We start from the raw sequence: 12,571 nt of genomic DNA, 5'->3' as shown, positions 1-12,571 counted from the left end.
CCCGCCCGTCCAAAAAGGACGGGCGGGACGCCCATCCCACTTTCAAGAGTGGAAGTTATTTAATTCTCATTCCTAAGCTTTTAACTGCGGTGGCGGGAGCGAGGACTTGATGCCCCTGAGCTGACAATTCCTCAAGTTAAAGCGCTGTGTCACGCTTTGGGCAAGAATCTTAACGAATTGCCCGACAACTTAGGCCCGCCGCAGCGCTCTAGCAGTGATGATGTTGGGGGTGCAGCGCAGGAAAATAAGTCGGGAGACTAAGATTCGCGGTCAAGAACTATAACTTTCGGGGGCGCACGAAGCACCTGATCCCTATTGGTGGGTGAGGCGCGCCGATTAACTATTGTCAGCAATAGATAAATCTTGAACCGCGCCTCACCCACCCTACAATTGACTGATGACTAATAACTAATGACTAATGACTAATTAAGCAATTTTCACTTGTTGCAACTGAGAATTTAGCAATAGCTTCCTAGCCTCACCAGCCGAGAGGGCAGGGCTGAAATAATGACCCTGAATTTCTTGACAGTGGAGTTCGCGCAAACACTCCAACTGCTCTTTAGTTTCTACTCCTTCAGCTACCACGCTCAAGTTCAAATCTCGCCCCAGGGTCGCTACAGCCTTGGCGATCGCCCGTTCGCAGGGATCGGTCGTCAATCCGCTGACAAACGACCTGTCTATTTTTAAGATATTCAAGGGAAACTTTTTGAGATAATTTAGAGAACAATAACCCGTGCCGAAATCGTCCAGCGCAATTTGCACTCCCATATTCTGCAACTCCCTGAGAACTTTTGTGGTATAATCCACATCTTGCATGGCTGTAGTTTCGGTAATTTCTAACTCTAAATATTTGGGTGCTAAACCAGTTTTTTCCAAGCAGTTCGCTACCATTTCTAATAAATTAAATTGCTGGAACTGCCGAGCCGAAACGTTGACTGCTACCCGCAAATCTGGCTGCAAAGCATCCTGCCAAGCTTTATTTTGAGTGCAGGCTGTTTGCAGCACCCATTCCCCAATAGGTACAATGAGTCCGTTCTCTTCGGCGATGGGAATAAATGTAGCGGGAGTAACTAAACCTAATTGTGGATGTTGCCAGCGCAGCAGAGCTTCCATGCCCTGAATTTGCCAAGTAGTAATGTTGACTTTTGGCTGATAGAAAACCTCAAATTCTCCTTGTTCTAAAGCCTCGTGCAGTCTGTGTTCTATAGTTAGTAAATGGCTGCAGTGGGGATTAAGTGTTGAAGTATATAACTGATAGTTATTTCTTCCCATTTCTTTAGCGTAGTACAAGGCAGCATCGGCATTTTTGACTAAAGTTTCGGCCTCTTCACCATCATCGGGATAAAGGGCAATGCCGATGCTGCTGCTAACATGAAACGGTTGTCCTTCTAGTTTAAATGGTGGCTTTAAATTGTTGAGTATTCTTTGAGCTGTTTTAACGGCATCTTCTAAGCAATTGATGTCGGGAAGCAGTATGGTAAATTCGTCGCCTCCCCAGCGGGCTACCGTGTCAGTCGATCGCAAAGTGTCGCTGATGCGTCCGGCAAAACCTTCTAACAGGCGATCGCCCGCAGCGTGACCTAGTGTATCATTAATCTTTTTGAACCTGTCCAAGTCTAAAAACATCACAGCAAGCATTTTTTTTGTTTGTTTAGCTTGTTTTAAGGACGCCAGCAGCCTCTCGTTAAACAGTATCCGGTTCGGTAAACCGGTGAGTTGGTCATAAACAGCTTGATAGCGAATAATTTCTTCAGCTTGCTTGCGCTGAGTAATGTCCATCATCGTGCCGATCGCCCTGACTGCTTGGCCACTTTCATTGCGGATGATATAGCCGCGATCGAGCACAAAAACATATCCCCCGTCTGCACGGTGAAAACTGTATTCTTCCGACCAACATTGAGCGTCTGAGTTCATTGTTTGGTTGAAGCTAAACATCACTCTTTCCCGTTCTTCGGGATGAATATTTAACCACCAAGATTCTAATTCTATCGTCTGAGTTTGGTTGAGTTTGTATCCAAAAACTTTTTCAAATTCTTCGCTCAACCAATACTCATTTTTTAACAAATCAAAGTCCCATACTGCATCATTTGTCGCCCGCGTCAGCAGGTGAAAGCGTTCTTCGCTTTTGCGTAGTTTTTCTTCGGATTGCACCCGTTCCGTTACATCCCGAAAGCTGAATACTCGACCAGTAATTTTGCCTCCCGTGCGCTGAGGCAACGAGTAGCGCTCGAAGATTCTGCCATCTGTTAACTCAATGATATCGTAACTTTCTTCGGTAGGGCGATCGGACAATTCTTTAGCACGGTTGAGAAATATTTCCGGATATTTTAACTGGTTGATTCCAAAGGCCAAAATTTGGTTGTTATCTCTCGAATCCAGCAGGAAATCCGGCAACTGCCACATTTCGGCAAACTTGCGGTTAAAGGTGAGCACTGTGCCTCCACTGTCAACCGCCAGAATACCGTCAGCAGTAGATTCAATGGTTGCTTGAAGCAAGGAAAGAGATGTTTCTCGTTCTAACTCTGCTAATTTGCGATCGCTGATGTCAAATGCTGTGATTAATATTGAGGCTTTTTTTTCAAATTTTATAATATCTACAGTTGCTTCAATCCAGCGCATTTCTCCAGTTTTCGTGACTATTACTAATTCATATTTAGAGCCTGCTGTTGAGCGCGCATGACTGGATTTACCCCATTTTTTAACTATTTCTATAAAATCTAGATGAATTAAGTCGTATAAATCCAATGCTAGTAATTCTTCGCGAGTATATCCTGTCAGAGCTTCTGTCTCAGCATTGACATAGCGGAACTGTCTGCGGTGATAGATAAATGCAACAGCATTAACAGTTTCTATCAGTTGGCGAAACTTTTTTTCACTGCGTCGCAAATTTCTTTCAACCTGCTTGCTTTCGGTAATGTTTTGTGCTATGTATAACTTACCGCTGACCTTGCCTTGACTGTCGCAAATAATTGAAATAGAAAGCAGTACAATTATTTTTTTTCGCTGTTTAGAAAGGTAGACTTTTTCCACGTTGTGGACAGAACCTTCGGCTGTTAAACTTCCTAAATCTAACACCGGGGCTGGTGATTCACTTTTCTTAAAAAGTCCGGCTATTGGTTTGCCTAACAACTCTTTTTTAGAGTATCCCAAAAGTTGACAGGTAGCTTGGTTTAACGATAGGATATGACCGCCTGGAGTCGTCGCGATTATCGAGACGTTCATTTCCTCACAAATATCGAGAGCATATTCGGCAGTTTGCTGCAAATCTTGGGTCATCTGGGCAATAGTATGCCAGATATCCTGTTCTTTTTTTGGATATAACACTTTTTCTCCTTTTGGTAGCTTGTCATTCTCTGTTTCAGACTTCGGCTTGATTAACCTCATCGTCTTGGATAAGCTATTTACTGTTTTACCCCTGAGCAATAATGAGATTACTAAACAAATAAAAACCAGAGAATAACTGATTATTCTTAACCTAATAGTAGGTTTTTTTCTGGAATTTTCCTGAGATGGTATATAATTATCAATCGGTAATTTTACTGGTTTAATTTGGGATAATTTATCCCAAAATAATGAGGCGCTTGTAGAAGTAAGGGGGCGAGATGCCGATCGCAAATAGCTATGTTTCTGAGACCGAATCAAAATCCCTTCTACAGGGGGAGTGCCCTGCCCATCTCCTAGACTTGTCGGTAATGTTTTCGGATTTATGCCACATTCCACACCAAAAACAGCAACCGCTAAATATCCCCACACTAATTGAAAAATTATTTTCATTTGCTCTATTTCCTAATTTTAAATATTTTTTTTAGCCATCATAAATTTCAAAAATTTTAGCAGAAGTTTCTCTACCAGAGGAAAACGCAGCCACCCTGAATTTATGTGGATTTGTAAATTAAAATTTACCAAGCTAATAATTTAGCTTTATAACTAATTACAATTTTAATCTTAATTTAAAATGTGTCATCAGCCATTGTGCCACAAATTATCCGCCATTCTGCCTAGACACCGGGTGGGAGCGCGCTAAAATTAGATAATTCCCGCAAGGAGGCGACCGGGATTTGTTAGAAAAATAAACAATTAGCTTAAAATCGATGCAGAGGTCCCCTAATTGAACCCATGAGTCAGACCATCCCAGAACTCCAAAAAGAAGTCCGCGCGCTGCAAGCAGAACTTACCGCCCTGCAAGAGTCGCGGGAAAAACTTGGCCTACAGCGCTCTGAGTGCCGAGTGGCAGTCAGTTTTCCCAAAAATAATACTCCTGAAGCCATTGCCGAGTTCCACCAGCAAACTGCTGCTTTTGGGGAGCAGTGGTTGCAGCAAATCCAGGAAATTGACCGAGAGACTAAAAATATTGAAAAGCAACTGCAACAAAAACAGGCTTTACTCAATTACAAGCAAGGTGAACTAGAAAAAGTGGTGGCCGGAGAGCACTGGCAAGAACTAGAAAACAAAGTTCAAACCGGGGAAAAGCGCTTGCAAACACAAGCTCGCAGAATCAATCAAGCAGCAGCGCAATTAGAGGCAGAAATCCAAGCTTTGAAAGCACTCTACGACCAACTAAATCCAAGTTATTCCGAGTGGTTTCAACAACCAACTCAAATAGTAAAATTTTCAGCCACAACTATTCCTTACGCTGTTCCCAGCAGCAGCGGGTTAATCTTGGAGAATAAGGAGATTGAGTGGGAAAAAAAGTAGTTTTGGATTGTAAATTTAAAAGGTAAATTAGTGACTTGAATGTCGCCGTCGAACGCTCAAATAAGCAAGACAGATTCGACGGCAACATCCCAAGGCTTTTACCTGCTTTTTCAGAGATAAAATACAAAACTGCCTCTGGCGCAGTTAATTTTAATAGTTTTGAGTTTCATTTTTTGAAACAGGTTTATTTTTAACTGTGGTGTCAATATAAATCTAAAATATAACAGTTATGAACGCATAAACCGGGTTTTACGAAAAGATTTTGTGGCTGCCCTTGCTTCCGCTAAAAAACCCGGTTTATGGGAGTGAGGAGTGCGTAAGCCTTGTCTAAAATTTCAAATAGACTTACTAATGAAACAATTGATTTGGATAGCGCTATTTATTGTGGTTGCGGTGACGGCGGCGGGTTGGGGTTCTCACTCGTGGCAGCGGTTGTCGGCTGTACCAGAAGTGGGAATCGATCGCAATATCCACACTTCCCAAAACCCGTCTCCCTTACCGCTTCCTGCTGAAAAAAATGCAGTTTATCTGCCCCAAATTGATCCGTCTCGGTTGTGGAAACACGTCGAGACTTTAGCAGGAGAACGCGAGGGAGAACGAGCTCGCTCTTTCACGAGAGACTACATTTCCCAGCAATTGCAAATATTAGGATTTTCCGCAAAGTTGCAGCAGTTCGATCGCGGAATCAATGTCTTCGCTGAGAGAAAAGGCACTGACTCAAACGCGGGTGCAATTTTAGTGGCAGCACACTACGATACTGTACCAAACTCCCCAGGCGCTGACGACAATGCGACGGGAGTTGCAGTAGTTTTAGAAGTAGCAAGATTGCTGGGTTCTCGTCCCACGCCTCGGACATTGCAAGTAGCTTTTTTCGACAGGGAAGAACTCGGACTTTTAGGCAGTTTAGCATTTACAGGTAGCGACGCGCGGTTAAAAAATTTGCAAGGAGCGATCGTCCTGGATATGCTAGGTTATGCCTGCCGCACGCCCGGATGCCAGCAATATCCCGAAGGATTGACAGCGCAACCTTTTCTAGAAGCATCGGGGGTGACATCTCCCGACAAAGGCGAGTTTATCGCTGTGATTGGGGATGCGGAACATCCGCTGCTATTGAAAAGTTTTGCGGAGTCTGGAAAAGCCGATTTGCCGCCTGTGGTGGCGCTGCCGGTTCCCCTGAAAGGGTTGCTGACTCCCGATGTTTTGCGGAGCGACCACGCGCCTTTCTGGTATAAAGGAATTGGTGCTGTGTTGGTGACGGATACTGCAAATTTGCGATCGCCCCACTATCACCAATCTAGCGATACATTAGCAACTATCGATCGACCTTTTTTCGCCGGTTCTGCTCAAATTGTTGTTAATGCCACGGCTAAATTATTGGAAATTCGGTAATCTACTCGTTACCAGGCTCTGCCTGGTAACGCATATCCGGAGGCTCTGCCTCCAATTTTCCCACACCAAGCAAGCGAGGCAGAGCCTCTGGACATCGGTTCCTAGGCAGAGCCTAGCAACCAGCTAAATAACTAATAACTAATAATTAATAACTAATAACTAATAACTAATAACCAATAACCAATGACTAACAAAGAAAGCCTGCAACGGCATTTACTGCAACTAGACAATCGAGGCTACAAAGCCTACAAAGAAATTCAAGGTAACTACGACTTTTCTGAATTCACATTAATTATTGATTACGTGCAGGGAGATCCGTTTGCTTCTCCCAGTAAATTTAGAGTCATAGTTCCGCCAAACATTGCTCAAATTCCCCGCGAACTTTTCAACTCTCGCAGTCGAGAAATAGCCTTGCGAGATTACCTAACTCGCCAGTTTGACAAAGCAGCACACAGCATCAGCAGCAAACGCGGCACTGGCAAAAGCGGTATGATTGCAGTGACTCGGTTCGGACAAGAAGTTTTAGAACGAACTTCCGCATTTATCATTTCCTCAGCTCGATCAGATATCGGAGATTTAGGAGGAGTTGAACTGCGATTTGCCGTCGGACTTCCAGCGGGCGGACGTAGTATTTTAGGGCGACAAGCTGCTGAAATGCTGTGCGAAGATATTCCGCAAATTGTCAGCAATTCTCTCAAATATTCTCACTTAAATGCTGCCGAATGTCGCCGTCACGTTGAAACTGTAGAAGATGCTGACTGGCTGCGGCAGCAGTTAGCTCAAAACGGATTAGTTGCGTTTGTTGCTGACGGTTCTATTTTACCCCGCCGCAGCGGTGTTGACAACCGTCCTTTGTTAAATAATGCTGTGGCTTTTCAGTCGCCGCCGTCGTTAAAAGTTGACTTTAATTGTCCGAATCGCGGTTTGATTTCCGGTATGGGTATTCCCGCTGGCATTACTTTGATTGTTGGCGGCGGCTATCACGGAAAATCAACTTTACTCAGGGCGATTGAGTTGGGAGTTTACAACCGAATTCCGGGCGATGGTCGCGAATTTGTGGTGACTAATCCGGCGGCGGTTAAAATTAGAGCGGAAGATGGCAGAAGTGTTGCGGGAGTTGATATTTCGCCTTTTATTAACCACTTACCGCAAGGTAGAGATACTGCACAATTTTATACGGAAAATGCGAGCGGTAGCACGTCGCAAGCTGCTAATATTATTGAGGCTTTGGAAGGGGGGAGAAGGAAGTTCGGCAACGGATTCTGTAACGGATTTAACGGATGTCACTCCGATGGAAGTCGGAAGAAGGAAGAAGGAATAGGGAATAAGAAACAGGAGAGAAGTAAAAAGGAAGAGGATTTAGTGCCTGTTTTATTGGTGGATGAGGATACGGCGGCGACTAATTTTATGATTCGCGATCGCCGAATGCAGGAACTCATCGCTAAGGATAAGGAACCGATTACGCCGTTTATTGATAAAGTTAAACAGTTGTACGCAGATTGCGGCGTATCTACTATTTTAGTAATGGGGGGAAGCGGCGATTATTTTGATGTGGCGGATACTGTGATTTCAATGGATAATTTTCAAGCATATAATGTGACGGAAAAAGCTAAAGAGATTGCTAAAAATTACTCGATTAGCCGTGCTGCTGAAGGGGGAGAAATTTTTGGTGAGATTACTCAAAGAGTGCCGATTCCTGCTAGTTTAGATCCGAGTCGGGGACGGCGAGATGTGCGGGTGAAGGTGCGGGATGTTGATGAATTGGCTTTCGGAACTGAGGATATTGATTTGGGTGCTGTTGAGCAAATTGTGGACAGCGGACAGTTAAGGGCGATCGCTGCGGCAATGGTTTATGCTAAGCAGCAATACATGGACGGGAAACGCACTTTGTCGGAAATCATAGATTTGGTGATGGCAGATATTGACGCGCAGGGGATGGATATTTTATCGCCTTTTCCTGAAGGGGATTTTGCCATGTTTCGGCGCTTTGAATTGGCGGCGGCAATTAATCGGCTTCGCAGTTTGTCGGTTGTTGCCAAAATGACTGTTGACTGTTGACTGTTGACTGTTGACTGTTGACGGTTGACTGTTGACGGTTGACTGTTGACTGTTGACTGTTGACTGTTGACTAATGACTAATGACTAATGACTAATGACTTTTTGATATGCTGACAAAAGTGAGTGCAAAAACCGCGATTGAAGTATGACAGGCAATATAGGACAACTGACTGCTTTAAGCGATCGACCGTATTTAGTATTAAGCAATCAAGGTGAGGTTTTACAGTTAGAGTTAAAACAGCAGCAGCACGTATTGGGGCGCGATCGCACTCGTGCGGATTTAGCCATTCCCGAACCCTGGCGCGCAGTTTCCGGCGTTCACGCTGTTTTGCGCCAAATTGGGGATAATTACTGGATTTACGACGGTGACGGGCAGCGGCCGAGCACTAATGGCTTATTTGTCGATCGCACTCGCATCACTCCCAATGACGGTTATTGTCTGAAAAACGGCACAGAAATTAAAATCGGTCTCGATCCTCAAAATCAAGTTTTGCTGACTTATTTTAATCCGCTGGCGAATCAGGTTGCTGTCCCTAGCAAGCAGTCAATTCTTCTTAAGAATCGGTCGGTTTTGTTGGGCCGCGATCCAAACGCTTCGCTGCAATTAGATGCGCCGCTTGTTTCTAGACGCCACGCCACAATCGACCAAGACAGTCGCGGCAATTATATTTTGCGAGACTACAGCGTTAACGGGGTTTTTGTTAACGGTCAGCGAGTGACAAATTCTCTACAATTGTCCGAGGGAGATGCAATTCGGATTGGCCCGTTTACTCTAACTTACCGCAGCGGTGAGTTGCAGATGCAAGACTCCGGCCATCAAATTCGTTTGGATGCTGACAGTCTGGTGATTCCGAAACGTTTGGATAACATCACTTTGGCGATCGAACCGGGGCAGTTTGTGGCTTTAGTCGGCGGTAGCGGCGCTGGTAAATCTACTTTAATGCGGACGCTTTTAGGCATCGAAAAAACTACTAACGGCGCTGTGTTTCTCAATGGCGACAACCTGCGCCAAAACTTCAATATTTACCGCAATCAAATCGGTTATGTGCCTCAAGATGATATTGTGCACGCAGATTTGACAGTAGAAGAAGTCTTGAGTTATGCAGCTAAATTGCGCTTACCTCCCGATACAGATGTCAAGCAGGTAGTCGCAAAAACTTTAGAAGATATTGAAATGAATCACCGTCGCAAGGCTTTGGTAAAACAGCTTAGCGGCGGACAGCGGAAGCGGGTCAGTATTGGAGTTGAACTGTTAGCAGATCCGAAACTTTTCTTTTTAGACGAACCGACTTCAGGACTCGATCCGGGTTTGGATAAGAAGATGATGCAACTGCTGCGAAAGTTGGCAAATCAAGGCCGGACGGTGATTCTGGTGACTCACGCGACGGCAAATATCACGATGTGCGATCGGATTGTGTTTATGGGTCGCGGCGGACGGCTTTGTTACTTCGGCCCTTCTCGTGAAGCGCTCGATTTTTTTGATGTCAAAACTGGCGATTTTGCCGACATTTACAACGAATTAGAAACAGGAGAAATCAACGTTCAAAGCTGGGCAGAAAAGTTTAATAAATCTCCCTACTATCAGCGCTATATTGTCAATCACTTCAGCACAGGAAACGCTAATGCAAAAATACCTTCTGCACCTTATTTACCAAAATCTCAATCTTTTGTAAAACAAGTCGTTTTGCTGTCCCAGCGCTATTTTCAACTCGTTTCCCGCGACTTAGTAAACTTGAGTTTAGCTCTTTTAACGGCTCCGATAGGCATTAGTTTACTGCGGCTAGCCGTCAGAGATAAAGACCCATTAATTGGCGCAGCGGACGCAACTTTAGCACCTTTAGCGTTGCGAGTTTTGTTTGTATTTACCTGTGCAGCGATTTGGGTAGGACTGGCAACTTCTCTGCAAGAAATTGTTAAAGAATCTGCTATTTATCTGCGCGAACGTTTGGTCAATTTAGGATTGTTTGCTTATTTAGGTTCAAAGTTTTTCATACTTTCCGGTTTGGCAGTATTGCAAACACTGTTAATGGTAGGAGTTATTCTGATTGCTTTTAAACCCCCCGAACCGAGTTTAATTTCCTGGCTTCTGGGAGCAGCTATTACCACATTCCTAACTTTAATGAGCTGCATAAGCCTTGGATTAGTCGTTTCCGCGATTGTTAAAAATAGCTCTCAAGCTAATAGCGCTTTGCCTCTATTATTGCTGCCTCAGATTATTTTTTCGGGAGTTTTGTTTAAGATGGAAGGTGCGGCGAGCAAGTTTTCTTGGCTGATGTTAAGCCGCTGGTCTGTAGGTGCTTACGGCTCTTTAGTTAATGTGAATGGGATGGTGCCCGCGCCTACTACATTACCGGATGGGAGTACGCTTCCTCAGCCGTTTGAGCCTACTCCTGTTTACGATCCAACCTGGGAGAATTTGGGTTTAAACTGGGGTATTTTGTGCGTGCATATTTTTGTTTATTTGATGTTGACTCTGTGGTTGCAGAAGCGGAAGGATATTTTATAATTAAAATTACCCCTTTTTAACTCACAGTTCATTATCAAATTACATCCTTAGAGAGATAAATGTTAGTTAAAACCCACGCATTAGTAGAAATCGCTGCATCGCCTGAAGTAGTTTTTGATTTTGTTACCTCCCTTTCAAATCTGCCCAAAGTCTTTCGCGGATATGGCCCAATTCCAGCAATTATTAAAGCTGAGATGGCAGATGGTGGAGAGATGCGTGAAGGCGGCGTGCGGCGGATAGAAAATTCCGACACTTCGGTGATTGATGAAGAAATCATTACTTTCAAAAAGCCAGAAAGACAAACCTACCGACTGGTTAGAGGGTTTAAGTTTCCGGTTTCTCTACTCATTGAGTCGGGTGGCGGAGATTGGAATTTCACTGCTACAGCAAAGGGAACTCGGATTGATTGGGAGTTTTATTTTATGCTGACTTCTCCGGTATTCTATCTCGTTGGGTTGTTGCTCGTTCAGGTTTTTATGCAAAAAGCTATGCAGCAGTGTTTAGATACTATTCAAGAATATTTGGCTAACCCAAGCGAATAAATTGTATGAATTATTGGCTAATGAAGTCGGAACCGGATGTTTATAGTATTGCGGATTTGAAACACGATCGCACTTCCATTTGGGATGGCGTTCGCAACTATCAAGCGCGCAATTTTATGCGAGAAATGAGTCGGGGAGACTTAGTATTTTTTTACCATTCTAATACTAAAATACCGGGAATTTTCGGGTTAGTGCGCGTCGTGGAAACAGGGATTGCTGACCCAACTCAGTTCGATATGAATAGCGAATATTACGATCCTAAATCGCAGTTAGATGCTCCTCGCTGGCAAACAGTGAGAGTTGAGTTTGTTGAGGAATTTGCTAAGTTAATATCTTTGGATGAACTGAAACAAAAATTTAATGCTGATGAGATTTTGCTGGTGAGGAAAGGCAATCGGTTATCGGTGATGCCGGTATCTGAAGGTGCTGCTGAGAAGATTTTGAAGATGAGATGAGTTGTGACCATTTAACTTGCATATTTTGGGCGGGCAAGATGCCCACCCCACAATGCTTAAAGACTTTACAAAAATCATCGGTAAGGGTCTAGAAATTTGGCTTTTTTTAGGCTATTTTATACTAAGTTGCGGTTGTACTTAGTCATATGATTCGCGAAAATTTGAGTCAGGCAAGCAATCAGGATTTGGGCGGGGAAGATGCCCACCCCACAGGTCAATATCAGCTTTTTGTGGGACAGGCTTCTAGTCTGCCCCTTAAACTCAGAGATGCTCAATTAAAAGTTACTTACAGAAATTTACCTCATTGGGAGTTAGAAGGATCGGTCTATTTCATCACTTTTAATACTTGGGAGAAGCTGGAATTAAATCCAGCGGCGAGAGAAAGTGTCTTCAATGCTTGCAAGTTTTTTGATAGGCAAAGGTATCAAATATTTTGCTTAGTTGTAATGCCTGATCATGTGCATATGCTCATGCAGCCTTTAGAAAAGTCGGATAATAAATTCTGGTCGCTCAGCAGTATTCTGCACAGTATGAAAAGCTACAGTTCTAAACAAATTCCCAAGGTGATGAAGCATATTGGTACTGTCTGGCAGGATGAGCGACATGACCACATTGTCAGAGATGAACGAGAATTTCAGGTTTTTTGGGAATATATTAGGCAAAATCCTGTCAAAGCTGGTCTTTCAGTGACTCCAGAGGAATATCCTTTTTTCTGGCAAATGTATGAAGTTTAGCTTTTTCTGAATTTCTTGTGGGGTGGGCCGAAGAGCCCGCCCAAGCTTCAGTCACAGGCAAGATGCCTGTCCCACAAATATTTCACAGGCAAGATGCCTGTCCCACAAATATTTGCACAGGCAAGATGCCTGTCCCACAAATATTTGCACAGGCAAGATGCCTGTCCCACAAATATTTGCACAGGCAAGATG

8 protein-coding genes are annotated in these 12,571 nt (G+C 43.9%); 7 read left to right on the top strand and 1 reads right to left on the bottom strand.

The genetic code is table 11. The features are described 5' to 3' along the window. Positions 1-426: 426 nt before the first annotated feature. A complete protein-coding gene (locus tag QUB10_RS17820) occupies positions 427-3,774 on the bottom strand; it encodes an EAL domain-containing protein (RefSeq protein WP_333204137.1) in 3,348 nt (1,115 codons plus the stop codon). 342 nt (positions 3,775-4,116) lie between these two features. Between QUB10_RS17820 and QUB10_RS17815 the strand changes: the two genes are divergently transcribed. The 7 genes from QUB10_RS17815 to QUB10_RS17785 all read left to right on the top strand — a co-directional run bounded on the left by QUB10_RS17815 (position 4,117) and on the right by QUB10_RS17785 (position 12,379). Then, positions 4,117-4,695 (top strand): hypothetical protein, encoded by a 579-nt coding sequence (locus QUB10_RS17815; RefSeq protein ID WP_333204136.1) that lies wholly within the window; start codon positions 4,117-4,119, stop codon positions 4,693-4,695. Between the two features lie 351 nt (positions 4,696-5,046). Further along, entirely contained in the window at positions 5,047-6,084 is a 1,038-nt protein-coding gene (locus tag QUB10_RS17810; protein ID WP_333204134.1) for a M28 family peptidase, read from the top strand. Between the two features lie 183 nt (positions 6,085-6,267). Beyond that, positions 6,268-8,142 (top strand): ABC-ATPase domain-containing protein, encoded by a 1,875-nt coding sequence (locus QUB10_RS17805; protein WP_333204132.1) that lies wholly within the window; start codon positions 6,268-6,270, stop codon positions 8,140-8,142. A gap of 145 nt (positions 8,143-8,287) precedes the next feature. After that, positions 8,288-10,648, top strand: coding sequence for an FHA domain-containing protein (locus QUB10_RS17800; RefSeq protein ID WP_333204130.1), 2,361 nt, complete (start codon positions 8,288-8,290; stop codon positions 10,646-10,648). 59 nt (positions 10,649-10,707) lie between these two features. Then, positions 10,708-11,190, top strand: coding sequence for an SRPBCC family protein (locus tag QUB10_RS17795; protein ID WP_333204128.1), 483 nt, complete (start codon positions 10,708-10,710; stop codon positions 11,188-11,190). 5 nt (positions 11,191-11,195) lie between these two features. Then, positions 11,196-11,645 (top strand): EVE domain-containing protein, encoded by a 450-nt coding sequence (locus tag QUB10_RS17790; RefSeq protein ID WP_333204126.1) that lies wholly within the window; start codon positions 11,196-11,198, stop codon positions 11,643-11,645. Between the two features lie 146 nt (positions 11,646-11,791). Further along, positions 11,792-12,379, top strand: a complete 588-nt coding sequence (locus tag QUB10_RS17785) for an REP-associated tyrosine transposase (RefSeq protein WP_333204124.1) — start codon at positions 11,792-11,794, stop codon at positions 12,377-12,379. Positions 12,380-12,571 lie beyond the last annotated feature (192 nt).

It is taken from the genome of Microcoleus sp. B5-D4, from assembly GCF_036705145.1.
Taxonomy (GTDB): Bacteria; Cyanobacteriota; Cyanobacteriia; order Cyanobacteriales; family Microcoleaceae; genus Microcoleus.
Note: the sequence above shows the minus strand (reverse complement) of the source record. Positions and strands in the feature narration are given on the sequence as shown.

Coding starts and splice junctions, on each gene's coding strand:
- QUB10_RS17815 (WP_333204136.1), top strand. CDS start 4,117: ATGAGTCAGACCATCCCAGAACTCCAAAAAGAAGTCCGCGCGCTGCAA.
- QUB10_RS17805 (WP_333204132.1), top strand. CDS start 6,268: ATGACTAACAAAGAAAGCCTGCAACGGCATTTACTGCAACTAGACAAT.
- QUB10_RS17785 (WP_333204124.1), top strand. CDS start 11,792: ATGATTCGCGAAAATTTGAGTCAGGCAAGCAATCAGGATTTGGGCGGG.
- QUB10_RS17810 (WP_333204134.1), top strand. CDS start 5,047: ATGAAACAATTGATTTGGATAGCGCTATTTATTGTGGTTGCGGTGACG.
- QUB10_RS17790 (WP_333204126.1), top strand. CDS start 11,196: ATGAATTATTGGCTAATGAAGTCGGAACCGGATGTTTATAGTATTGCG.
- QUB10_RS17795 (WP_333204128.1), top strand. CDS start 10,708: ATGTTAGTTAAAACCCACGCATTAGTAGAAATCGCTGCATCGCCTGAA.
- QUB10_RS17800 (WP_333204130.1), top strand. CDS start 8,288: ATGACAGGCAATATAGGACAACTGACTGCTTTAAGCGATCGACCGTAT.
- QUB10_RS17820 (WP_333204137.1), bottom strand. CDS start 3,774: ATGAAAATAATTTTTCAATTAGTGTGGGGATATTTAGCGGTTGCTGTT.